17 protein-coding genes and 2 pseudogenes are annotated in these 23663 nt (G+C 60.6%); 4 read left to right on the forward strand and 15 right to left on the reverse strand.

Annotated features, from left to right (window positions below; genetic code table 11):
• Positions 1–1454 precede the first annotated feature (1454 nt).
• The 7 genes from BUA38_RS28260 to BUA38_RS28290 all read right to left on the reverse strand — a co-directional run bounded on the left by BUA38_RS28260 (position 1455) and on the right by BUA38_RS28290 (position 9559).
• Positions 1455–2288, reverse strand: coding sequence for an XdhC family protein (locus tag BUA38_RS28260; protein WP_072823144.1), 834 nt, complete (start codon positions 2286–2288; stop codon positions 1455–1457).
• 17 nt (positions 2289–2305) lie between these two features.
• On the reverse strand, positions 2306–3514 hold the full coding sequence (locus BUA38_RS28265; RefSeq protein ID WP_072823145.1) for a vWA domain-containing protein: 1209 nt from the start codon (positions 3512–3514) through the stop codon (positions 2306–2308).
• Positions 3511–4383, reverse strand: a complete 873-nt coding sequence (locus BUA38_RS28270; protein WP_072823147.1) for an AAA family ATPase — start codon at positions 4381–4383, stop codon at positions 3511–3513. The genes BUA38_RS28265 and BUA38_RS28270 overlap by 4 nt, the downstream gene beginning before the upstream one ends.
• Positions 4384–4385: 2 nt before the next feature.
• Complete coding sequence (locus tag BUA38_RS28275; protein WP_072823149.1) at positions 4386–6806, reverse strand: aerobic carbon-monoxide dehydrogenase large subunit; 2421 nt, start codon at positions 6804–6806, stop codon at positions 4386–4388.
• Entirely contained in the window at positions 6803–7303 is a 501-nt protein-coding gene (locus BUA38_RS28280) for a (2Fe-2S)-binding protein (protein WP_072823151.1), read from the reverse strand. Before BUA38_RS28280 ends, BUA38_RS28275 begins: the two co-directional genes overlap by 4 nt.
• 13 nt (positions 7304–7316) lie before the next feature.
• A complete protein-coding gene (locus BUA38_RS28285) occupies positions 7317–8180 on the reverse strand; it encodes an FAD binding domain-containing protein (RefSeq protein WP_072826497.1) in 864 nt (287 codons plus the stop codon).
• A gap of 161 nt (positions 8181–8341) precedes the next feature.
• Positions 8342–9559, reverse strand: a complete 1218-nt coding sequence (locus BUA38_RS28290; protein ID WP_072823153.1) for an MHYT domain-containing protein — start codon at positions 9557–9559, stop codon at positions 8342–8344.
• Between the two features lie 822 nt (positions 9560–10381).
• On the opposite strand from BUA38_RS28290, the gene BUA38_RS28295 reads away from it, so the two are divergent.
• Positions 10382–10657, forward strand: a complete 276-nt coding sequence (locus BUA38_RS28295; protein ID WP_072823155.1) for a hypothetical protein — start codon at positions 10382–10384, stop codon at positions 10655–10657.
• 209 nt (positions 10658–10866) lie between these two features.
• Here the strand turns inward: BUA38_RS28295 and BUA38_RS28300 are convergent.
• From BUA38_RS28300 to BUA38_RS28335, 8 genes and pseudogenes are all read right to left on the reverse strand, one after another.
• Positions 10867–12149 (reverse strand): annotated as a pseudogene (locus BUA38_RS28300) (cystathionine gamma-synthase family protein).
• A gap of 207 nt (positions 12150–12356) precedes the next feature.
• Positions 12357–13089: pseudogene (locus BUA38_RS28305) on the reverse strand (DUF3750 domain-containing protein).
• 24 nt (positions 13090–13113) lie between these two features.
• Positions 13114–13695: a hypothetical protein gene (locus BUA38_RS28310; protein WP_072823157.1), complete on the reverse strand. Its 582-nt coding sequence runs from the start codon at positions 13693–13695 to the stop codon at positions 13114–13116.
• Positions 13696–14201: 506 nt separating this feature from the next.
• Positions 14202–14987, reverse strand: coding sequence for an ABC transporter ATP-binding protein (locus BUA38_RS28315; protein WP_072826498.1), 786 nt, complete (start codon positions 14985–14987; stop codon positions 14202–14204).
• On the reverse strand, positions 14984–15757 hold the full coding sequence (locus tag BUA38_RS28320) for an ABC transporter permease (RefSeq protein ID WP_072823159.1): 774 nt from the start codon (positions 15755–15757) through the stop codon (positions 14984–14986). The genes BUA38_RS28315 and BUA38_RS28320 overlap by 4 nt, the downstream gene beginning before the upstream one ends.
• Before the next feature lie 77 nt (positions 15758–15834).
• Entirely contained in the window at positions 15835–16779 is a 945-nt protein-coding gene (locus BUA38_RS28325; RefSeq protein ID WP_072823161.1) for an ABC transporter substrate-binding protein, read from the reverse strand.
• A gap of 136 nt (positions 16780–16915) precedes the next feature.
• The gene (gene hutC / locus BUA38_RS28330) at positions 16916–17659 is read right to left on the reverse strand and encodes a histidine utilization repressor (protein ID WP_072823163.1); all 744 of its coding nucleotides are present in this window, start codon (positions 17657–17659) and stop codon (positions 16916–16918) included.
• Positions 17656–19014, reverse strand: a complete 1359-nt coding sequence (locus BUA38_RS28335) for a formimidoylglutamate deiminase (protein WP_072823165.1) — start codon at positions 19012–19014, stop codon at positions 17656–17658. The genes hutC and BUA38_RS28335 overlap by 4 nt, the downstream gene beginning before the upstream one ends.
• Positions 19015–19101: 87 nt before the next feature.
• Between BUA38_RS28335 and hutI the strand changes: the two genes are divergently transcribed.
• The 3 genes from hutI to hutU are packed head-to-tail and all read left to right on the forward strand — an operon-like array spanning position 19102 to position 23557.
• A complete protein-coding gene (gene hutI / locus BUA38_RS28340; RefSeq protein ID WP_072823167.1) occupies positions 19102–20316 on the forward strand; it encodes an imidazolonepropionase in 1215 nt (404 codons plus the stop codon).
• Positions 20313–21890, forward strand: a complete 1578-nt coding sequence (gene hutH, locus BUA38_RS28345) for a histidine ammonia-lyase (RefSeq protein WP_072823169.1) — start codon at positions 20313–20315, stop codon at positions 21888–21890. The genes hutI and hutH overlap by 4 nt, the downstream gene beginning before the upstream one ends.
• On the forward strand, positions 21887–23557 hold the full coding sequence (hutU, locus tag BUA38_RS28350; RefSeq protein WP_072823171.1) for a urocanate hydratase: 1671 nt from the start codon (positions 21887–21889) through the stop codon (positions 23555–23557). The genes hutH and hutU overlap by 4 nt, the downstream gene beginning before the upstream one ends.
• The last annotated feature ends 106 nt before the right edge of the window (positions 23558–23663 follow it).

Consider the following 23663-nt stretch of genomic DNA (forward strand, 5'->3'; position numbering starts at 1 on the left):
TGGCTGAACACAAAGGCAAAGGCCGCTCGCAGGTTCAGCCTGCGAAGTGGCGCGCGACGCCGAACAAAGCGCTGGTAGCCAGCACCATCGCCATTAGCGCGCCGACGACGTTTCGAGTAAGCCGCTCCCGGGTCATATGCCGCATGGAATCCTCCAGACGCATAGGAGGTAAGCCGGCGCGGGACAGATCGTTCCTGCGAACCCACCATCGGGGATGATGGGCGCAACGAAATGGCCCGCACGAAGTGGGGCCTGTGGTCGGCTGCACCGGGGAGCGGTGTTGGCCTGCGACCCCCGTAGCCGGTTCTGAAAACTGTAGTGCCCTCTGAGTTTGGAGATGTCCTAATCCCACTTTTAGGAACAAACGTCCAAATTCTGAACTTGGCGCTGGAACGATAGGGTTCGGTCGCAGGCGCAGAACGGTCTTATCAGCGGCTTCCTTCTCGCGACGCCAGGCGTAAACAAATTATCCGCCTACGACCCCACCGTCGGTCTGCGCTACCAGTTCTGATGGTTCGAAAGCCAGAATACTAAACTAAACGGCTTTGCAAGCGGCCTTCTTCTCGGATCATCTTGCTCATAGGAACGAGGCGCGATGCAGTCATGAGTTCATGTTGCTCCAAATTGAATGAAGAAGAGCGAAAACTTTCAAAGGGAGAGCGCGTCCATCTGAGCGAGCTTGGTCGCTCTCGTCACCCTCGAGACTCCGGAAAGCAGGGTACGATCGTCGGACAAACGCAGTATCCAAACAGCTTGCGTATCATATGGGAAGGGTCGCGCTGGCCCGTCACGATGCACAGAAATTATCTTCGACTCCTCAAAGAAGAAGTCCCAAAAGCCACCAATGGACGATCAGGACGTGCGCAACGCGGATGAAAAATCCCTGTTTTCCGCGTGGATTTCCCTGTTCTGCGGAAAAAATTCCCTGATAATTTGCTTAGGGAATCCGCTGAAAAGCCCCTGCGGCATAGCGGTTTCATGATCTAAAGCTGCCGCCTAAGGGCTGGAAATCGCGATTTTCCCTGTAAAATTCCCTGTTTGCAGGGAATTTGGCTGGAGACCGGTGCGATCTGTACTGCGTCGCCAGCCAGGCATTCGCTCAACTTAAGATAGTTGGCAACCGTATCACAAAAAGCCCGCCAAATACGGGCATTCTTGCATTTTACGCGTCGTCTCCGTGTCCGGAAAAATGGCAACCTTCGCGAGAAATCGCTGAAAGTCTCCGGCCTAGCTTCGTAATATTCCCGTTTTCGGGAGACTCTGCGCAGAGACTGCTTCGATCTGCACTGCGCGATGGGACGGCAGTCGGTTTTGTCCCTTAAAATGACCAAACCAGACCGGTTATCTAAAGAACGCACGGTTGATTTTGACTTGGTCGTCAAGGTGTGGCTCTTCGCACCAACCTGTTGCGAATTGAGTCAACACGAAAAGAGCATTGGCGCTTCAGCCGAGAGCTACGCCGTGTGGTTGTTGGACATCCGTTGTCCGCGCCGTCGCTCCGCCGTGATCTCGGCCAGGATCGACATCGCGATTTCCTCTGGTGTGATGGCGCCAAGATCGAGACCGGCCGGGGCCTTGATGCGGTCGATGACCGCGGCGTCGATACCTTCCGCGATTAGCTTTCCGCGCAGCGCCTCCATCTTGCGGCGGCTGCCAACGAAGGCATGATAGGAAGCTTCGGTTTTCACCGCCGTCCGCAACGCGGCTTCGTCGCCCTTGCCCTGTGTCGAGACCACGATGAAACGCCGAGCTTCGGTAAGCTTTCCGAGCGCAAAGCCATCGACCAACATGTCGGCGTCCGGGGTCTCCTGCAAATCGGCCGCCGGCACCGCGATGGTGACGTGGTAGCCGAGCTGACGGGCCTGCGCGGCAAGCGACAGCGCCACCGGGCTGCCGCCGAGGATGACGAGGGAGGGATGTGGCAGCACCGGCTCGACGAACACGTCCATGGTGCCCTTGCTCGGGCACATGTTCCTCGCAAAACGCACGCCGTCGCGATTCTCGCCGGCCTTGACGCCGAGCTCGACCAACAGATTTTCCGGCTGCACCGAAACCATGCGCGGTTCACCATCGGCGAGCGCATCGCGCGCGGCCTTGAGCACCGCACCACGGGCGCAGCCGCCGCCGATCCAACCCGCCACAATCGTTCCGTCGGGACGGATGATCGCCTTCGCCCCGGCCTTTGCTGCGGTCACCGACACCGTGCGCACCACGGTGGCGAGCACAAAGGTTTGCTCGGCAGCCTTCATCTGGGCCACAAGATCCATCACTTCAATATGCTTGGTCATGGGCGGCACTCCCAAACTCACAACTTCGCCAGATAAGGTTCTAGCGCGATCAGGCTTTTGAGCGTATTCGCAGGTGCATACAGATCGATGTGCGGCAGCGCGGCCTTGATGCCTGCAGCTTCCGGCGCATAGCCCTCCCACGCCATCATCGGATTGAGCCAGACGATACGGCGGCAGCGTTTCGCAAGCGCCGCCATCTCGCGGCCGAGCAGCCTTGCGTCGCCGGTCTCGTAACCATCGGACACGATCATCACGCAGGAGCGCGAATGCAGCACCCGCGCGGCATGCCAGCGATTGAAGGTCTGCAAGCTTTCGCCAATCCTGGTACCGCCGCCCGCGCCCTGCGCCATGATCGAGAGGCGATCGAGCGCGCGGCTTGCATCCTTTTCCTTCATCGCGTCGGAGACGTAAACGAGCCGGGTGTGGAACAAGAACGCCTCGGCCTCGCGGAACTCATCCAGCACGCCGTGGATGAAGCGCAGGAACACGCCGGTATACATACTCATCGAGCCGGAGGCGTCGAGCAGCATGACAAGCCGCAGCGGCTTTTCCTTGCGCTGTCGCTTGACGAGCGAGATCGGCACGCCGCCATGGCTGATATTGCTGTGAATGGTTCGCCGTAGATCGAGCCGGTAACCGCGTCGCCGTGCCAGGTCACGCCGCGTTAACCGCGCGCGCATGGTCCTGGCGAGCCGTGCCGCCACTTCGTGCGCCTGCTCGATCTGCTCGGGATCGGCCATCTTGCGGAAGTCGACGTCGGTGAGGTTCTCGGCGCGCGATGCGCCTTCCTTGCGCCCTTCGCCATTGCGATCCTCACCGGCGTCATCGGGCGCGGGAATCTGATCGGTGGCCGCCCCTCCTGCGGCCGGTTGCGATTTTCTGTCCTGCAAACTCTTCAGCGAGGGGCTGCTGGCGGCCTTCGCCGAGCCCGTGGTCGTCGACCGCGACCGCACGCGTTTTCCGAGCCAGAAAGCGTCGAACAGCCCGTCGAAGTTTTCCCAGTCGGATTTGCGCGCTGAGAACAAATGCCTGAAGGCTGATCGCAGCAGCCCCGGCTTTTCGGCATAGCCTTCAGCCATCAAGGCCGCAGCGTCCTGCCCCTCCTGCAGGCCGATGGCGAAGCCAGCCTCGCGCAGGGTCTTCAGGAACGCCGTGAGTTTTCCAGCAACAAGACGGGAGACCTCGTCGATCTCGTCAAAATCTGGGCTGGCGCCGCAACAGCTCATGCGACTTTCCCTAACAGGCGTTCGGTGACCTCGCGCGTCAGGCGCGACTTGTCTTCGTGGGTCTTGAGAAGGCACATCAAGGTATCATGCACCCTCTCGGGGGCCTCGCGCAGATCGTGCACGCCGATTCCGACCAGCGCCGCGGCCCAGTCCAGCGTCTCCGCGACACCCGGCACCTTGCGGAGTTCTTCTTTGCGGATGCCTTCGACCACGCGTGCGATCTGCAGCGATAGCGACGCCGAGGCGCCATTGATCCTCGCTACGATGATGCGGGCCTCGCGATCGACGTCGGGATAATCGACATAATGATAGAGACAGCGTCGGCGCAGCGCATCGGACAATTCACGCGTGCCGTTGGAGGTCAGGACCACATGCGGAATCGTGCTGGCCGAGATCGTCCCAAGCTCCGGGATCGAGACCTGAAAATCCGACAACAATTCGAGCAGGAACGCCTCGAATTCATCATCGGCGCGATCGATCTCGTCGATCAGAAGCACCGGCGGCTTGTTGCGCCGGATCGCCGCCAGCAACGGTCTTTCAAGCAGGTATTTCTCCGAAAAAATTTGGTCCTCGATCGCGTCGGCGTCCTCGCCGCGGTGGGCCTGGATCGAGAGTAACTGCCGCTGGTAGTTCCATTCATAAAGTGCGGCCGATTGATCGAGCCCTTCATAGCATTGCAGCCGGATGAGCTCGGTCGAATGCGCCGCGGCGAGCGCCTTCGCCACTTCGGTTTTGCCGACGCCCGCTTCACCTTCGAGTAGCAGCGGCCGCCGCAGCAATTGCATCAGCGAGATCGCGGTCGCAAGCTCCCCGTCGGCGATATAGCCGCTAGCGGCGAGCGCCTGCGCGATCTCCTCGCGATTCTTCATCGTTATGCGAACACTCCCAAACTCTTTGCCGCCTGCCAGTTGCGCCAATAGTCATGCGGCATCTGGATGTGAGTACTTCCCAGGAACGAGAAGGCGTCGTTGACGGCGTTGGAGAACGCCGGCACCCCGCCGACATTCGGACTCTCGCCGATGCCTTTGGCGCCGATCGGGTGATGTGGCGACGGCGTCACGGTGAAGTCGGTCTCCCAATGCGGCGTCTCCACAGCGGTCGGCATGAAGAAGTCCATGAACGAGCCGGTGACCACGTTTCCTTCGGGGTCGTAACGAATCTCCTGGCCCATCGCGATGGCAAACGCTTCGGTCAGTCCACCATGGACCTGGCCCTCGATGATCATCGGGTTGATGCGGGTGCCGCAATCGTCCAGCGCATAGAAGCGCTTGATCTTGTAGACCCCGGTATCGACGTCGATGGTCATCACGCAGATATAGGCGCCGAACGGATAGGTCATGTTGGGCGGGTCGTAATAGCTCACCGCCTCCAGCCCCGGCTCCATGCCCGGCGGCACCGAGTTGTAGGCCGCCCAGCAGATGTCCTTCATCGACATCGTCTTCTCGGGCAGGCCTTTGACGCGAAAACCGTCGATATCCCATTCGAGGTCGCCCTCGTGCACCTCGAGTTTGTAGGCGGCGATCATCTGTGCCTTGGCCTTGATCTTGCGCGCGGCCATGGCAATCGCAGCGCCGGCCACCGGCGTCGAACGTGAGCCGTAAGTGCCGAGCCCGTAGGGCGCGGTATCGGTGTTGCCTTCCTCGACCATGATATTATCGGCGGGAAGGCCAATCTCGGTGGCGATGATCTGCGCCCAGGTGGTCTCGTGACCCTGGCCGGTGCTTTTCGTGCCGACCCGGGCAGTGCCCGCGCCGGTGGGATGCAGCCTGATTTCGCAGGAATCGAACATCGCAATCCCTAGAATGTCGCAATTCTTCGAGGGACCGGCGCCCACGATTTCGGTGAAGAAGGAGACTCCGAGGCCCATGATCTCGCGCGTCTGGCCGCGCTTGTAGGCTTCGCGCTGCGCCGCCTGCTGCTTGCGCAGGCCGGCATAGTCGATCGTCTCCATCATCTTCTTCATGGCGGTGTGGTAATCGCCGGAATCATATTCCCAGCCCAGTGCGGAATGATACGGGAACTGCTCCTTCTTGATGAAATTCCTCAACCGCAGTTCGGCCGGATCGATTCCGAGCTTCTGCGCCAGGATATCCATGCCGCGCTCGATGCAGTAGGCCGCCTCCGTCACCCGGAACGAGCAGCGATAGGCAACGCCGCCCGGCGCCTTGTTGGTGTAGATGCCGTCCACCGACAGATGCGCGGTTGGGAAGTCGTAGGAGCCGGTGACGATGTTGAAGAAGCCCGCCGGCCATTTCGACGGATCGGCGCAGGCGTCGAACGCACCGTGATCAGCGAGCACGTGAACGCGAAGACCGGTGACCTTGCCCTCCTTGGTCGCAGCGATTTCGGTGGTCATGTGGTAATCGCGCGCAAACGACGTGGCGGTCAGGTTCTCGATGCGGTCCTCAACCCATTTGACGGGTTTGCCGGTGACGATCGAAGCCACCGCGGCACAGATATAGCCGGGATAGGCGCCGACCTTGTTGCCGAACCCGCCGCCGACGTCGGGCGAAATCACGTGGATCTTCTGTTCCGGTAACTTTGCGATCAGCGCCACTACGGTTCGGATCACATGGGGCGCTTGGAATGTGCCCCAGATCGTCAGCTCGCCCCCGATCTTGTCGAACGAACACACGCACTGGCAGGTCTCCAGCGGCGACGGATGGGTGCGGTGATAGGAGATCATCTCCTTGATCGTGACCTCCGCCTTGCGGAACGCGGCGTCGGTCAGGTCCTTGTCGCCGACGGTCCACTCGAAGATGTGGTTGTGATGTTTGCGCGGCCCGTGCGCGCCTGACGTCTTGCCGGCGAGATCCTCGCGCAGCACCGGCGCGTCCTTGTCCATCGCCTTGAACGGATCGATCACCACCGGCAGCGGCTCGTATTCGACCACCACCTTGTTGATGCCGTCATCGGCGGCATATCGGTCGGTGGCGACCACAAACGCGACCTCCTGGTTCTGGAACAGCACCTTGCCGTCGGCCAAAACCATCTGCACGTCGCCGGCCAAGGTCGGCATCCAGGCGAGGTTGACCGTCTTCAGCGTCTCGGCGGTGATCACAGCTAACACACCCGGCACCTTCAGCGCCTCTTCACTGTTGATCGATTTCACCCGCGCATGTGCATGTGGCGATCTGACAAAGTCGCCGTGCAGCATGCCCGGCAGTTTGACGTCATCGACATAATTGCCCTTGCCTTGTGTGAAGCGGGCATCCTCGACGCGCTTGCGCTTGCAGCCCATACCTTCGAGGGCGGCGGTACGTTGTTCCCGCGTGGGAGTCAGGTCGTTCATTCCGCGGCCTCCTTGAATTCAACGCCATTGATTTTGTCGGCGGCGTACTGGATTGCCTTGACGATGTTCTGGTAGCCGGTGCACCGGCAGATATTGCCCGAGATGCCAATCCGGATTTCTTCTTCCGACGGCCGTGAGTTCTCCTGGAGCAGCCGCTGCGCGCGCACGATCATACCCGGCGTGCAGAAGCCACACTGCAGGCCGTGCATCATGCGGAAACCTTCCTGCAGCGCCGACAGTGTGCCGTCGGCATTCGCCATACCTTCGATCGTCAGAATCTCAGAGCCTTGGGCCTGTACTGCGAACACAGTGCAGCTCTTCACCGACATGCCGTCGAGATCGACGGTACAGGCACCGCAATGGGTGGTCTCGCACCCGATATGGGTGCCGGTGAGCGACAGATTTTCGCGCAGGAAATGCACCAGCAGCGTGCGCGGTTCGACGAGGCCTTCGACCTCGACGCCGTTCACCTTCATGGTCACGTGGGTCTTTGCCATTGTTCCTCTCCCCTCATTTCGCGCGAGAAGCGGCGCGTTGCAGCGCCCGCGTCACCATGATGCCGCCGACATGCTTGCGGTATTCGACCGGCCCGCGGGCATCCGCGGCCGGCGACATGATCGCCTCCGCGGCCGCCGCGGCTTTCTTCAGCGTCGCCACGTCAAGGCTAGTTCCGATCACGGCCCTGGCCGCGTCGCTCGCGAGCAATGGCGTTTCGTGCAGATTGGTCAGGCCGATCGCGCAGGAGGCGACCTTGCCGTCTGCCATCGTCAGCACCACGGCGGCAGCGGCCGTGGCGTAGTCGCCGACCTTTCGTTTCAGTTTCTCGTAGGCGTAGCCGTGGCCTGTCGCAGGCAGCGGAATCGAGATCGCGGTCAGGATCTCGCCAGGCTCGAGCGCGGTGAAATAGGCACCCTGATAGAACTCGCTGGCCGCAATCTCGCGCGCGCCGCTAGCGCCTTCAAGCCGATAGCTGGCACTGAGCGTCATCATCAGCGCCGGCATGTCGTTGCCGGGATCGCCGTTGGCGACGTTGCCGCCGATCGTGCCACGGTAGCGCACCTGAGGGTCCGCGATCAAAAGCGCGGTCTCGTGCAGGATCCGCAGGTATTTGGCGATGTCCTCCGACGCCAACAGTTCATGCTGGGTGGTCATTGCGCCGATCACGATTGTGTTGCCGTCGCGGCGGATGCCCTTTAGGCCGTCGATGCCGTGCAGATCGACCAGATGTTCGGGGGTGGCGAGCCGAAGCTTCATCATCGGGACCAGACTGTGGCCACCAGCGAGGGGGTGGGCGTCCTCACCCAAGGTCGAGAGTAATTTCACGGCATCGGTCAAGGTCGCCGGCCGGTGATAGCTGAACGGGCCAGGGATCATCGTTTCCTCCATGCGACTTTTATATTTTGAAAACAGACGTTCGCTGGAGGCTCTGCTCGGAATTTTTCACAAACAAGACGTCGGCGACGGCTTCGTCACCGGTTAAGGGAATTCGCACGAACTACGGACTGGCGCGCACGAAATGCGTCAGGCTTTGCGACCTATCCGAGCTGATGATTGCGCCTGGCGAGGCCCAAACGGGCCCTGACCTCGGCGATCTTGGCGCGGCTCACGGGAACGCGATGCGGCGACTGGCCATCGAGTTCGATCACAGCGCCGTCGCCTTCCTTGCGCACGAAAGTGACGTGCGGAATCGCCACAATATGGCTGCGGTGCACCCGGACGAATAGTCCGGGATCGAGTTGCGCCTCGGCTTCCGAGATTGACCACGGGCACATTCGCTCGCGGGTGCCGTCATGCACCATTGTATAATGAGCATCGGCCCGGACGCTGCGCACGTCGGCCGTCTCGATGAAATGCGTGCCGTCGGCGCCTTCCACCGGCAATCTGGGCGCGGGGGCAGGGCGCGGCGGCTGGCCGAGACCGCCGAGCGGGGCCGATGTCAGGCGCGGGAAGCTCGGGGCACCTCCCGCATCCGGCGACGCGACCGCGAGGGTTGTTTCCGCGGCGGGATCGACAGGAAGGGCGGAGCTGACCGTTTGCCGGCGCGGATCCGGTACTAGCGACAACAAGAAGCCCGCTGCGATCACGAAACACAGTACGGCCACGATCACCGAGAGGATTTGCGGCGACGCGGCTAGTCCCCCGGCAAGCTGATGATGGGCTAATTCCGGGCTCGGAACGAAATGCATGCCGTGCATCGCGGTGTAGTGCATGCCGGATACCGCGATACCGAATGCGATCGCGCTTAAAGTCAATCGGACGCCGTCCTGGCGCGCGAGGAATGCGCGCAGGCCACCATAAGCCGCGGCTATCGCGATCAGAATCGACAGCAAGACCATCGCGTTATCGTGCAAAATCGCGAAATCGCCAGCCAGGCCGTGAATGCCGACATAATGCATGCTGACGATGCCGGCCCCGAGCAGCACCGCCGAGGAGATCACGCGCCGCAACGACGGCTCGCCGATGCTCAGGAAAAACAGGGATACACCGACCACTAGCGCGCAGATCAGGAACGAGACGATGGTAGGAAGCACGAGGTAGACGGTATCGGCTGGAATCGGCGCCGCCAGCACGCCGACGAAATGCATGGTCCAGATGCCGATCGCAAGGAAGCCAGCCGCGCCGGACAGCAGTACGCGACGGCTCACGCCCGGCGTCCCGCGGATGCGTGCCGCGAGGCCGAAGCCGGTGTAACCTCCCAGGATCGCGATCACCACCGAGAGCGCGACGAGATAAGGATCGTGTCCTTCGAACATGACCTTCTCGGCCGCCCGTCTCCACGGGCGTGCCTCCTCCCGGCCGGAATCTTATATGGCTGACGACCAGGATGACAATGTGTAGGCGGCTGTCGCTATGCCTGCGTTCGTAACGAGAAATCCCCGATCGTTGGAAAACGAGGGCCGCTGCATCTCTCCAGCTCGCTAAACTGGTCGAGCCCGCAAGGTCAAACCAAGCAGCGCTTATTAGGTCTCCTACGTTCCCGTAAGATGGGAAAGATAGTTCCGAAAGTCTCCAGCCCGCGGTTTCCAGGAATTGTTTGAAATTCGCCCGATATTTCAAAGAGAGTTTGCAAACTGGGAATATCGCAGTTCGAATCCTCCGTGCTCAGCCAAGCATTCCGGTGCTCAGCTATGGTTCTAAAAAAACATGAAAAAGGGCCGAAAATAGGGGCTTTTCGCGAATTCTATTTCGTCTCCAGGCTCCCAATTCGCTGATTTTGGAGCGCCAACGGCCGAAAGTCTCCGGCCATGTTCGCGAATATTCCCGTTTTGCGGAGACTATTGGTGGAGGCTTTGTGCGATCAGAACTGCTGCCCAGGGGCCGCACTCCCCACAGTGTCTCTGAATGCTCCGTCTGCGGTGTCCGCTAACACAAACAGAGTGCTTCTGCGATCAGCTGATGCGCGCATATTGCGCTGCGCCTGCCAACGACCAGCCGAGTTGGGGTAACGCAGGCTGCTTGTCAGCTACCTGGGGCTTGATTTGCTTTCCACGGTGAACGCTGCCCGGGCTACCGCCTCGATCCGATAAAGATTTTGGTTTAACTTTCGCAGCGATCGCGGGCTGGAGCTGTTGCGGATGTGGGAAATACTTGTGGTTTGGGCGAAGATCGCGCCGGGGTTCACGCCGATTGTTGCCGCTATTGCCGTAGGCGTCGCGTGGCGTCAGCTAAGGCTAAATCGAAATAGTCAGCGTGAAACGACCGCCAAGGTGACGTTTCGCGAATACCTGAAATTGGCCTTCGAGAACCCCGACCTCGCTTCCGGCAAGATCGACAAGACGAGCGAAAGGTTCGAAGCATACACCTGGTTCGTCGGTTACTTCCTTTGGGCAATAGAGGATCGCCAAAAATGACGCGATTTGGATCGAAAATATAAGACTTCAGATGCTCGCCCATCGAAACTACTTCCGGAACAACGAGGAGTTTCGGTCGAGAGAATTGGCGACCTATACGCCAGCGGTGCAGGCGTTGGTCGAACGTGTTGTGCGGACCGCCTAAGACAAAAAGCTTGCTGAGATAAGGGGGATAAGGGGGCATTGCGTTCAATGACGCTCGATCGATGCTACGCCTCGTTCAAAGCCTGGGCCACGTCGGCGATCAGATCGGACGGGTGTTCGATGCCAATCGATAGCCGGATCGTGGAGTCGAGGACGCCGATTTTTTGGCGGATGTCAGCTGGAACGCCGGAGTGGGTCATACTTGCGGGCAAGCTAGCGAGGGACTCGGTGCCGCCCAGGCTCACCGCGAGCTTAAAGATTTGGAGTGCGTTCAAGAATTTGAAAGCGGCGGCTTGGCCGCCGACAATGTCGAACGAGAACGTGGAGCCCGCGCCGCTGCATTGCCTCGCAAAAACCCGACCGGCGAGGGAGGCGTCTTCGAGGTGAGCAAGGTAATGGACTTTCGCCACTTTGGCGTGGTCGCGCAGGTAATCCGCGACGAGCCGCGCATTTCTGTCGGCCTTTTCCATGCGGATGCTGAGTGTTTCGAGTGATCGGCTGATCATCCAGCATGTGTGGGGGTCCAGTTGTGTGCCGATGGCGCCTCGCAACGCTTTGACGTCTTTCATCAGGGCTTTTGGGCCGAGTGCGGCGCCGGCGATCAGATCGGAATGCCCGCCGACATATTGGTCAGCGAGTACAAGGAGAGGTCCGCGCCGTGTTCGATTGGCCGCTGAAACACCGGTCCGAGCAGGGTATTGTCGCATGCGATGATCGGCCTGTGTCTCTGAGCTTGGCCGATCATCTCGGCGATGCGGCGGACCATCGCGATGTCGACCAGGCCGTTGGTGGGATTTGCCGGAGTTTCGATGAAGATCATCGCCACACGGCCTTTGCGCATGGCATCCTCCGCTGCCAACCTGACTGCGGCTTCGTCGATACCGTCGGCGAAGCCGACCGCACCGATGGAGAGCCCCGCCAGTGTTCTTGCAAACAGAGTTTCCGTCCCGCCATAGAGCGGTTGAGAGTGCAGAATGACATCGCCAGGACGGACGAACGCGAGGATCGTGGTCGCAATCGCCGCCATGCCGGACGAAAATAATGCGCATTTCTCGGTTCGCTCATAGACGGAGAGTCTGTCCTCGACGATCTCGCTGTTAGGATGATTGAACCGCGAATAAACTAGGCCAGCACCCATCCCCTCGGGAGGCTCACGCCGACCCGAGACGTAATCAAAGAAGTCCTGTCCGTCTTCCGCGGTCCTGAAAACGAAGGTCGAAGTCAGAAAGACTGGTGGTTTGACAGCTCCTTCCGACAATTGCGGGTCGTAGCCGTAATTCAGCATGAGCGTTTCGGGATGCAGCATGTGGTTGCCGATGTGGGTCTTGGACGGAAACGGTTTGACCATGGCCTGCCTCGCTGTCTGGATTTGAAACGTTGTGCTCCGGAGCGTCCTCAACCATGATCCTGCGATCGGGGCAGGGGCGACCCGCTCTCTTTAGAGCGTCGGGCTCAGACGAACGAAGCACTATAGCTATTTCAATAAAACAACAGTTCGCGGCTCGGCATCTAAGCATTCCAATTTTCGCTAACGGGCGCAGAGGAGATGTTGCTGTCAGGATTGAGCGAAAGGCATTCCGATACGGCCGATGCCTGGGAGCTTCAATGCCGGCCGCCTTATATCGAGACCCAGAACTGCACCGAAGAAGTTTAGCTCGAAGCCCTCAATCCAACCGATCGTTAGACCGAGATAACCACCCAATGAAACGAATGCACCAGTTCCCGAAGGCGTCAAACCAAACCAATCGCCGCGGTAAGGATAATCCTTGCCGATAGCGGTGGGCGGCAGCACGGCGTTTATCTCTGGAACGGCGTCCAGGATCGCTTGGATAAATGTGTTTGAGTTCGGTCCTGGCCACGGACGATAGTCACCGTTGGCTCGAAACTTGTAATTCTCCACCACGGAGCGAATCTTGGGGATCAATTGCTCCGCTTTGTCTCCCTCCAGGCTAACGACTGCTTCGGGCACGGCGCCGAACCAGCGTCCGTCAGCCGCAAAACCGTCGATACGGATTGGTTCGCCCCAGAGCCGTATAATCATAGCGAGAGTACCGAGATGCGCCGCGCTCCTTCATAACGATCCAGGTGTGAACCGCAAAGATCCCGCGCCAGCGGACTGTTCGGGCAGCAAAAACACGGATGAGGGCGTCAGGATTGTCCGCCGGCTTAGGGAGCAGCCCGGCGCTCGAGCGATCTGCCGATTGCCAGTTTTCGCGACGATCGCCGAGCAGATAATTGGCCGCGGAGACGGCGATCGGTCCTACCAACAGAAGCAGAAAAATGAGCACGAATTTCTTCAAAGGTGAGGAGGTTCAATTGGAGTGCTGTGTCCGCCTATGATGTAGTTCTTCTCGTTGGCTTCGCCAGCTCAGGGTGGAGACATTTCGCAAATCCGCAAGTTCGACCATCGCTTCGCCCGCGAATATGGAAGTCACGATATCGGGAGCCAGAAACGCCAGCTTGAGTGCCTCGCGCATCACTTTGGGATGGATATCCGCATTGCTTGCCAACTCTTCGATGGAAGAAGAGCGATTACTTGCAAGATCAGACAGCCACGCCTGTGCGCGGACAAATGCCTGCAGCAGCTTCTGGTCGGGCCCTCGACTGGGAGCTAAGGTCGAAGTGTCGGGACGATTGGGCTTTTTGGAGGTCCAGGGAATATTGATCGTTTCCGGAAGTGCGGCGTCGGTGCCATTTGAACTTAGCGTGACGCGAATACTTTTCGCACTGACAACTGCACGTTCGATCCGATCCCAGACTGCTTCCGTCGGGGTGTCTTGTTCGTAAAGCTTTCGCCGAACCGTATCCTCAATGATCCCTTCGATTTCAGGAGCTGGAACGGTCCCTGCAATCGACTTGCTGTTGATCTGACTTTGGCGCGCAGCGTGCGCCATCTTAAACGAAACAGGTTTTGTTGCTGACGATCCTGGCGTAAACCTCGATGCTCGTCAGGCGGTCCATGCCAAAATTCCTGCCTCAGCCATGTTGCGAAGACTCATGAAGCGTCGGCCGCGAGCGCCCATTTGAGAGTAGATCTCCGTGATGCACGGGGGGCCGGGGGATAACGCGGCCCGCTACTCCCAATATTCTTTTATGACGGATCAGTATTTCTGATCGCGACGGGAGTTTGAGCTGGCGTTCCATCATGAGTGAAGAGGCCGTCAAAAGAGCGCCGATCACGCTATCCTGGGCCCATCGCATCTGGCGCGTTTCGGCCAGACCTACATCGGCGGGGTTCTGGCAATGGTGGCACTGGTTTCGTAGGAGCTACTGGTCGATGCATTCCACGTCTCGCCGCTGATCTTCGAAGCCCAGTGAAATAGCCCCCGCGCTATGGCGTGGAAGTTTGGACTCCCGGTGCCGCAGTCGGACAGGAGTTCCGTCGAGACGCGAGCGGCTGTCAGGCATCAACTGTAACCTTCAACGCCTCGGCACGGATTTCTTCGACTAGCCGTTCTTTCAGCCTGACAAATTCGGAGGCCGTTTTGATCTTGTATGACCGGGGATGCGGCAGATCGATCGCGATTTCGGTCTTGATGCGGCCAGGACGGGCGCTCATGACGATGACGCGACTGCCGAGGAAGATGGCTTCTTCAATGTCATGGGTAACGAACAGCACGGTCTTCTGGTCGCGTTCCCAGATGCCGAGCAGCATTTCCTGCATTAGCACCCGGGTTTGATTATCGAGCGCACCGAACGGCTCGTCCAGCAACAGGATCTTGGGATCGTTGGCGAGGGCACGGGCGATAGCCGTGCGTTGCTGCATCCCGCCGGAAAGTTGCTTGGGCCAGTGATTCTCAAAGCCTGATAAACCAACCCGATGGATAAAGCCGTCGGCGATCTTGCCCCGATCCACTTCGGAAATTCCGCGCTCACGCAGGCCAAAAGCGATGTTGTCGCGCACGGTTAGCCAAGGAAAAAGCGTGTACGACTGAAACACCATGCCGCGATCCGCGCCGGGTCCGGCTACCTCTTGCCCGTCGAGAATGACCCGCCCGCTCGTCGGCCGGTCAAGCCCGGCGACGATGCGGAGCAGCGTGGATTTTCCGCAGCCCGAGGGGCCGAGGATGGTGACGAAGTCATTGTTGCCGACGCTGAGATCGGTCGGTTCCAGGGCCCGCGTCGGCACATTGCCCTGCCGCGCGGGGAAAGTACGAGAGACCTGATCTATCTTCAGCTCGGTCATGCCAATTTCCATGGAAACAGCCAGGCGTTGAAGGCCTTGAATAGGAAATCTGACACGAGACCGATCAGTCCGATGACAATGATGCCAAAGATGATCTGGCCGGTGTTTAGCAGCGCCTGGCTGTCGGTGATCATGTGGCCGATGCCCGACGATGATCCGATGAGTTCGGCGACGATCACGTAGGTCCATGCCCAACCCAGAACGAGCCGAAGGATCTCCGCGATCTCGGGGGCAGACGAGGGTAGCAACACGCGGCGGATGATGCCGTTGTCGCTGGCGCCTAGCGTATAGGCTGCTTCAACAAGGTCGCGCCTGGTGTTTCCGACGTTGACAGCGACCATCAGGATAATCTGGAACACTGCGCCGATAAAAATCACCAGCAGTTTCTGCAACTCGCCGATGCCCGCCCACAAGATCAACAGCGGGATGAAGGCGGAGGCGGGCAGATACCGGGCAAACGAGACGAACGGCTCCAGGAAGGCCTCGATCGGCTTGTAGGCACCCATCACAACGCCGAGCGGCACCGCGATGATGGCAGCCAGCGCAAAGCCGCCGACAACCCGCCATATCGTCATGCCGATGTCGAGCAGGAATCCGTATTTTACAAGGAGTTCCCATCCTTCGTGAAGCATGGCCAGCGGGTTGGCTAGAAACGTCTTCGACACGTAACCACCGAAGGTCACCCAGGCCCATAGGGCAACGAACAGGACGAAGAACGCAAAGCCATAGGCCACGCGCTGCTTCGATGTCACGGGATCGAGGGGACGCATCACGGGAAATATTCCTCAAATCGCGGCCGGTCCCGCTTCCACGCGTGAGCAAGCAGGACCGACACAGCCGACCAGTTCTATTTGATGAAGCTCGCATCATAGAGGTCGTCGATCTTCGGAACCGATTTGATGATGCCGATCTCGAGCAACAGGTCTGCAGCCTCCTTGGTAAAGGTCTGGAATTCGCCCACGAAGAACTTCTGGTTCGCAGCCTTGTCCTGCCAGCGCAGATATTTCGCCGAGTTTCCGAACTGCTCTCCGGACTGCTTCACATCGGCGCCCATGATGTCGTACGACCTGGCCTGGTCCTTTTCGATCATCGTGACGGCCTCGAAATAGCTGTTGGCCAGTGCTTGCGCCGCCTTTGGATTTTCCGTCAGGAATTTCGGCGTGCAACCGAACGTGTCCATGACCATCGGGTAGTCGAGCGTGGTGGCGATGATCTTGCCCTTGTCCGGCGCCGCGCGCACCGTGGAAAGGTAAGGCTCATAGGTCATGGCTGCATCGTTCTGACCGGCCACGAATGCTTGCGCAGCCGCCGCTGGCTCCATATTCGCCACGATTACGTCCTTGACCGACAGGCCGTTCTTTTTGAGCATCCAGGCCAGGGCGAAATAAGGAGAGGTGCCGGGCACCGACGCGGCGACCGTTTTTCCCTTCAGATCCTTGATCGAAGCGATATCGTTTCGTGTTGCCATGCCATCGGCGCCGTAGCTCTTGTCGAGCTGGAAGATCTGCTTGGTCGCCACACCGTTGGCATTCCAGGAAATCCAGGTTTCGACGGTGGTTGCCGCGCACTGCACGTCCCCCGACGCAATGGCCAGATGCCGATCCTTCTGCGGGATTTTCTTGATCGTCACATCGAGGCCGTTCTTCTTGAAGATGCCGGCCTGGTCTGCGAGCGTGAGCGGCGCAAACCCGGTCCATCCCGATATGCCGATACTAACCTTGACGTCATCTGCGATGGCCGGTGCGGATACCAGAAGAGCGGCGGTCGCTACGAATATTCTGGAAATAAGCATGAGTGTCTTCCTTCTGCCGGTTGATGGATTGCGTCCTGTTCGTTTGGCTAGATCCGCGCGGGGGCTGTTGGATGGTGCAGCCGTATAATGGTGTAGGTGCATAAATTGTGCCGGGTCATGCGCATTGATGCTCCTCTCAGCCGCCCTTGAAGCGGGCAACCAGTTTGTGGGACTCGCCCGAATAGAGCAGGCGCACTGCAGTCAGTGTCCGTCCACCGCGCCAGGTGTGGCGGTCGATCACGAGGCAAGGGGCGCCGATCGCGATGTCCAATGCCGCCGCGCACCCCTCGTCAGCCACGATGGCGCTGATCGCATGCTCAGCCTCCGTCCATGGAACATGGTGAAGCAGCCATGTGCCAGGCGGATCGATCGCAAAATCTACCGTGGCGGCTTCCGGCACCGCGTCGAGATCGATTAGTCGGTCCTCGATCGCAAATGGCACCTCATCGGCGCTGTGGCGGCACGAAATCGCAATGACTTTGCCGGTTTTCCGTACCCCAAGACGCGCCCGGTCGGCGGCGTTTGCGGCGCGGCGCGCGCTCAGGATCAACTGATAGCCGTAGCTGCGGCCAAGAGCGGTAATCTCCGCGCGAATATCGGGGATATGGAGGACCGCCGACAAGAATTTCGGGCGGCTCACAAAGGTGCCAGCCCGCCGCCGCCGTTCGATAAGATCGGCGCGTGCTAGTTCCGATAGCGCCTTGCTCACCGTCATTCGCGAGCAGCCATAGCGCGTCATGAGTTGGTGCTCGAACGGGATGCGGTAACCCGGCGGCCACTCGCCGGTCAGGATTCGGCGCTCGATGTCGAGGCGGATCTGCTTGTACAGCGTCGGCTTGTCGGTTGACTGCAATTTGTCGCGATCCCTGACGAGGTTCATGCCACGAGCCTTCGCACGGCCTCGTTGAACGCCTCGCGCGCCGTCTGGCGTAGCCGGTGGCGCCCGTTTTCGACGACTTTGTCGCCGCCAGCCCAGACACAGGCGATGGCACCCGCATTTGCCGCGAAGATCCAACCGTCGAGGATGGCGTCCTTGCTGCGCCCGGCGAGTGACGGATGCGCGGCGTCAAGGGTCACGATATCGGCGCGGGCGCCGGCCTGGAGTCCGACGATGGGTTGCGCCAGCGCCTGAGCGCCGCCGGCGAGCGCCGCGTCGAATAGTGCGCGGCCGGTTGAGATGCCGGGGCCGGCGGACAACACGTTGCGTTCCCGGCGTTTCAACCGCTGGCCATATTCGAGCTGACGCAGTTCATCAGTGACGCCGACCAGTACATTGGAATCGGTGCCGACACCGAACCGCCCGCCTGCATCAAGGAATTCGCGGGTTGAAAAGATGCCGTCGCCGAGGCTCGCCTCGGTGAGCGGGCAGAGCCCGGCGACTGCGCCGTTGCCGGCAAGCGAGGCGATCTCGATCGCGGTCGTATGGGTGGCATGGATGAGGCACCAGCGCTGATCGACGGGTGCATGTTCGAGCAGCCACTCGACTGGGCGCCGGCCCGACCAAGCGATGCATTCCTCGACTTCCCTGATCTGTTCGGCAGCGTGGATATGAATGGGTCCTGCTTCGGCCAGCGGCACGATGGCCGCCAATTCGTCGGGCGTCACGGCCCGCAGGCTGTGTGGGGCGACGCCGACATTGGCCCCGTGCAAGTTGCGAACAGCGCTCCGTGTGGCGTCGACTAGCCTGGCAAACTGGTCGACCGCACAGATGAACCGTCGCTGGCCGGCATGCGGCGGGGCGCCACCAAAGGAGCTGTGCGCGTAGAAACTCGGCAGCAATGTGAGGCCGATGCCGGCGATCTCGGCAGCTCGCGCAATTCGCGTCGCCATCTCGGCAGGGTTAGCGTAAGGCGCGCCATCATGGTCATGATGGAGATAGTGGAATTCCCCGACGCGCGTATACCCTTGCTCGAGCATTTCGACATAGAGCAGGGTCGCGACCGCTTCCGTGTCTTCGGGGGTCATGTCCAGCGCAAAGCGATACATGGTCTCGCGCCATGTCCAGAACGTATCCGCGGTATCGCCTCGCATTTCTGCGAGGCCTGCCATGCCACGTTGGAACGCGTGACTATGCAGGCTCGCTATTCCCGGGATTGCCAGGGGATGACGCTCATCGGCTGCTCCTGGCGCAGTACCGGCCGTAACCTTCGTGATGGTCGCATCCGTCACGGTAACCTGCACGTTATCAGTCCACCCAGAGGGAAGTAGTGCTGATCCGAAATGCAGAGTGGACATGTTTTCAAAACCGGCTGGACAGACCCGCGCGACAATATGTATAGACATATATCTCCGTCAAGCTTCCGTCCCATAAGGGAATGCGACATGGCCGAAAGCTTCGATCGAATCTGGCGCAATGCCCGGCTCGCCACCTTGCGGGGGGACCTGCCCGACCTCGGCGTAGTCGAGCGCGGCGTGATCGCCATGCGAGACGGTCGCATCGTCTTTGCAGGCAACAGCTCCGGCTTTCCAATTGATGCCGATGCGCCTGAGCGGATCGATTGCGAGGGACGGTGGATCACGCCCGGACTGGTGGATTGTCATACTCATCTGGTGTTCGGCGGGAATCGTGCGCACGAATTCGAACTGCGGCTGCAGGGCGTAAGCTATGAAGAAATTGCGCGTGCGGGCGGCGGAATTGTCTCGACGGTCGCTGCGACGCGGGCCGCCAGCGAGGCTGAGCTCGTTGCCGGCGCGCTGCCGAGGCTTGACGCGCTGATCGGCGAGGGGGCGACGACTATTGAGATCAAATCCGGCTACGGGCTCAACACGGAAACCGAAATGCGACAATTGTCGGCCGCGCGTGCGGTGAGCCGCAGCCGACCGGTCAGCGTCCGAACCACGTTCCTTGGTGCGCACGCGCTGCCGCCGGAGGCCAATGGCAACAAGGACCGATACATCGATCTCGTTTGCCGCGAGATGCTGCCGGCTGTGGCGCGGGCCGGATTGGCCGACGCAGTCGATGCCTTCATGGAAGGCATCGCTTTCTCGCGCGATCAAACCGCGCGGGTGTTCAGTGCGGCAAAGGCCCTGGGGCTGCCGGTCAAATTGCACGCGGATCAATTGTCGAACCTTGGCGGAGCGGCACTTGCTTCGGAATTTTCCGCTTTATCCGCCGATCACCTGGAGCACACGGATGAGGCCGGTGTCACGGCCATGGCGCGGGCAAACGCGGTGGCCGTGCTCCTGCCGGGCGCGTTCTATTTCATTCGCGAGACCACGAAGCCGCCGGTTGAACTGTTCCGCGCCTACGGCGTGAAGATGGCGATTGCGACCGACTGCAATCCGGGCAGTTCGCCGCTGACGTCGCTGCTGCTGGCGATGAACATGGGCGCGACGTTGTTCCGGATGACGGTCGCGGAATGCCTTGCGGGTGTGACGCGCGAAGGTGCGCGCGCGCTAGGTATTCTCGGCGAGACCGGTACGCTGGAGGCCGGCAAACGGTGCGATCTCGCGATCTGGGACATCGATCGACCCGCCGAGCTGATCTACCGGATGGGTTTCAACCCGTTGCAGAGCCGGGTGTGGATGGGACGATGAGCGAGCCCAAGACATCGATTGTCGTTACGCCCGGAAGGGTCGGCCTTGACGATCTGGCGCAGGTGCTTGCAGGCGCTGCCGTCGTCCTGGATTCGTCATTCTGGCCCCGCGTTGAGGCGGCAGCGGCGATCGTTGCGGAGGCCGCACGCGCGGAAGCGCCGGCCTACGGGATCAATACAGGGTTCGGAAAACTGGCGTCGAAGCGGATACCAGCCAGCCAGACCGAACTGCTGCAGCGTAACCTCATTGTGTCGCATTGCTGTGGGGTAGGGCCGCCTACGCCAGAGCCGATCGTTCGTCTGATGATGGCGCTGAAGATCATCTCGCTGGGCCGCGGTGCCTCGGGGGTGCGCCGCGAGATCATCGAACAACTCCAGGACATGCTGGCGCGAGGCGTTTGTCCGCTGGTGCCGCAGCAGGGGTCGGTGGGGGCGTCCGGCGATCTGGCGCCGCTGGCGCATATGGCAGCCGTCATGATCGGCGAAGGTCAGGCGCTGGTCGGTGAAAGAGTCGTCCCGGGCCTTGAGGCGCTGGCCGCCGCCGGTCTCTCGCCGTTGACGCTCGGACCAAAGGAAGGTCTCGCTTTGATCAACGGTACACAGTTTTCGGCGGCCTATGCCGTTTCCGGTCTGTTGCGCGCCCATGGCCTGGCCTCCGCGACGCTGGTGACTGGCGCGATGTCGGTCGATGCGGCAATGGCGTCGACGGTGCCATTTCGCCCGGAGATTCAGCAATTGCGGGGACATCCGGGGCAAATCGCAGCCGCCGCGGCGCTGACGGCGTTACTGGCCGGTAGCGACATTCGCAACTCGCATCTCGAAGGCGACGAGCGCGTGCAGGATCCCTATTGTCTGCGCTGCCAGCCGCAGGTGGCCGGTGCCACGCTTGACCTCCTGATGCAGGCGGCCCAAACGTTGATCATCGAAGCCAATGCTGTCACTGACAACCCGCTGGTACTGGTTGAGACGGGGCAGATCGTCTCGGGTGGAAATTTTCATGCCGAGCCGGTCGCTTTTGCCGCTGACCAGATTGCACTGGCCATATCCGAGATTGGCGCGATCAGCGAACGACGCATTGCAACCCTCGTGGATCCCGCGCTGAACTTTGGCCTGCCGCCGTTCCTGACCCCCGAGCCCGGAATCAACTCCGGCTTCATGATTGCCGAAGTGACCGCCGCCGCGCTCTATGCCGAAAATAAGCAGCGCGCCTCGGCTTGCTCGATCGATTCGACGCCGACCAGCGCCAACCAGGAAGACCATGTGTCGATGGCCGCGCATGCTGCGCGCCGGTTGTCTGATATGGCGGATAATCTTGCCACCATTCTCGGCATCGAGCTGCTGGTTGCGGCGCAGGGCATCGGGCTGCGTGCGCCGCATTCGACCAGTCCTGCGCTTGCGGCGGTTGTAGCAATGCTGCGTGAGGGGGTGCCGGCGCTTGGTGCCGATCGCTACATGGCCAGCGATGTTGGAAAGGCAACGGCGCTGGTCGCAGCCGGCGCATTGCCCGCTGCCGCGATTTCGGTACTTAAGAACAACCCGTTTCCGAAACTTGTCGAGAGAGGTCATTTGTCGTGAACCGTCGACTGGACAACGACCGTACGATCCGATCGCCGCGCGGCCCTGAGATCACCGCCAAGAGTTGGTTGACGGAAGCGCCGCTGCGAATGCTCATGAACAATCTCGATCCGGACGTCGCCGAACGGCCGAGCGAACTTGTCGTCTATGGTGGAATCGGTCGTGCAGCCCGCGACTGGGACAGTTTCGATCGGATCGTTGCCGCGTTGCGCAGGCTCGAGAGCGATCAGACCCTGATCGTTCAATCGGGTAAGCCGGTCGGAATCTTCCGTACCCATCCCGACGCGCCGCGCGTGCTGATCGCAAATTCGAACCTGGTGCCGCACTGGGCGACACTCGATCACTTCAACGAACTGGATAGGCTCGGGCTGATGATGTTCGGGCAGATGACCGCCGGGTCGTGGATCTACATCGGCAGCCAGGGCATTGTGCAAGGGACGTATGAAACGTTTGTCGAGGTGGGTCGACGTCATTACGGCGGCAGCCTCGCGGGCAAGTGGATCCTGACGGCGGGTCTCGGTGGGATGGGCGGCGCCCAGCCACTTGCCGCGACCATGGCCGGGGCATCGATGCTCGCGGTCGAATGCCAGCCAAGCCGCATCGAGATGCGATTGCGCACGAGATATCTCGACCTGCAGACGAGCACGCTGGATGAGGCGCTCGCGATCATGGGCGAGGCGGCGCAGAGCAAGAAGCCGGTCTCGGTCGGGCTGCTCGGCAACGCCGCCGATATTTTTCCCGAACTGGCGCGGCGTGGCGTGAGGCCTGACATCGTCACCGATCAGACCAGCGCGCACGATCCGATCAACGGTTACCTGCCGAAGGGATGGACGCTCGGCGAGTGGGAGTCCCGACGCAGCGCCGATCCCAAAGCGGTTGAAGCCGCGGCCAAGACCTCCATGGTCGACCACGTTCAGGCGATGCTGGATTTCCACGCCCAGGGCATTCCTACGCTCGACTATGGCAATAATATCCGCCAGATGGCGAAGGACATGGGACTGAAGAATGCGTTCGATTTCCCGGGCTTTGTCCCGGCCTATATCCGCCCGCTGTTCTGCCGCGGCATTGGCCCATTTCGGTGGGCGGCGCTCTCGGGAGATCCCGAAGATATCTACCGAACCGACGCCAAGGTTAAGGAACTGATGCCGGAGGACAAACATCTTCACCACTGGCTCGACATGGCGAGAGCGCGGATCAAGTTCCAGGGGCTGCCGGCGCGAATCTGCTGGGTCGGTCTTGGCGATCGCCACCGCCTGGGCATGGCTTTCAATGAAATGGTGGCGAGCGGCGAATTGAAGGCTCCGATCGTCATCGGCCGCGATCATCTCGACAGCGGCTCGGTTGCGAGCCCGAACCGCGAAACTGAAGCGATGCGCGATGGCTCGGATGCCGTGTCCGACTGGCCGCTGCTTAACGCGCTGCTCAACTGTGCCAGCGGGGCCACATGGGTCTCGCTGCATCACGGCGGAGGCGTCGGAATAGGATATTCGCAGCACGCAGGCATGGTAATTGTCGCCGACGGAACGCCAGAGGCTGCGCGGCGTATCGAGAGGGTGCTTTGGAACGATCCAGCGACGGGGGTCATGCGTCATGCCGACGCGGGTTATGAAAGTGCCATTGCATGTGCCCATGCCAAAGGTCTCGATCTACCCGGTCTGACATCTTAGCGGATCTAGCCTTCCTAACGCGCGGTGTCGGGCACGGTCTATGCCGACGGCAAGCCGAGACTGGTCGATCGCCATTCTGACAAGAGAAAATTCTATAACGATCTCA

The organism is Bradyrhizobium erythrophlei (genome assembly GCF_900142985.1).
Classification (GTDB): Bacteria; Pseudomonadota; Alphaproteobacteria; order Rhizobiales; family Xanthobacteraceae; genus Bradyrhizobium; species Bradyrhizobium erythrophlei_B.

Coding starts and splice junctions, on each gene's coding strand:
- BUA38_RS28260 (WP_072823144.1), bottom strand. CDS start 2,288: ATGACCAAGCATATTGAAGTGATGGATCTTGTGGCCCAGATGAAGGCT.
- BUA38_RS28265 (WP_072823145.1), bottom strand. CDS start 3,514: ATGAGCTGTTGCGGCGCCAGCCCAGATTTTGACGAGATCGACGAGGTC.
- BUA38_RS28270 (WP_072823147.1), bottom strand. CDS start 4,383: ATGAAGAATCGCGAGGAGATCGCGCAGGCGCTCGCCGCTAGCGGCTAT.
- BUA38_RS28275 (WP_072823149.1), bottom strand. CDS start 6,806: ATGAACGACCTGACTCCCACGCGGGAACAACGTACCGCCGCCCTCGAA.
- BUA38_RS28280 (WP_072823151.1), bottom strand. CDS start 7,303: ATGGCAAAGACCCACGTGACCATGAAGGTGAACGGCGTCGAGGTCGAA.
- BUA38_RS28285 (WP_072826497.1), bottom strand. CDS start 8,180: ATGATCCCTGGCCCGTTCAGCTATCACCGGCCGGCGACCTTGACCGAT.
- BUA38_RS28290 (WP_072823153.1), bottom strand. CDS start 9,559: ATGTTCGAAGGACACGATCCTTATCTCGTCGCGCTCTCGGTGGTGATC.
- BUA38_RS28295 (WP_072823155.1), top strand. CDS start 10,382: ATGTGGGAAATACTTGTGGTTTGGGCGAAGATCGCGCCGGGGTTCACG.
- BUA38_RS28310 (WP_072823157.1), bottom strand. CDS start 13,695: ATGGCGCACGCTGCGCGCCAAAGTCAGATCAACAGCAAGTCGATTGCA.
- BUA38_RS28315 (WP_072826498.1), bottom strand. CDS start 14,987: ATGACCGAGCTGAAGATAGATCAGGTCTCTCGTACTTTCCCCGCGCGG.
- BUA38_RS28320 (WP_072823159.1), bottom strand. CDS start 15,757: ATGCGTCCCCTCGATCCCGTGACATCGAAGCAGCGCGTGGCCTATGGC.
- BUA38_RS28325 (WP_072823161.1), bottom strand. CDS start 16,779: ATGCTTATTTCCAGAATATTCGTAGCGACCGCCGCTCTTCTGGTATCC.
- hutC (WP_072823163.1), bottom strand. CDS start 17,659: ATGAACCTCGTCAGGGATCGCGACAAATTGCAGTCAACCGACAAGCCG.
- BUA38_RS28335 (WP_072823165.1), bottom strand. CDS start 19,014: ATGTCCACTCTGCATTTCGGATCAGCACTACTTCCCTCTGGGTGGACT.
- hutI (WP_072823167.1), top strand. CDS start 19,102: ATGGCCGAAAGCTTCGATCGAATCTGGCGCAATGCCCGGCTCGCCACC.
- hutH (WP_072823169.1), top strand. CDS start 20,313: ATGAGCGAGCCCAAGACATCGATTGTCGTTACGCCCGGAAGGGTCGGC.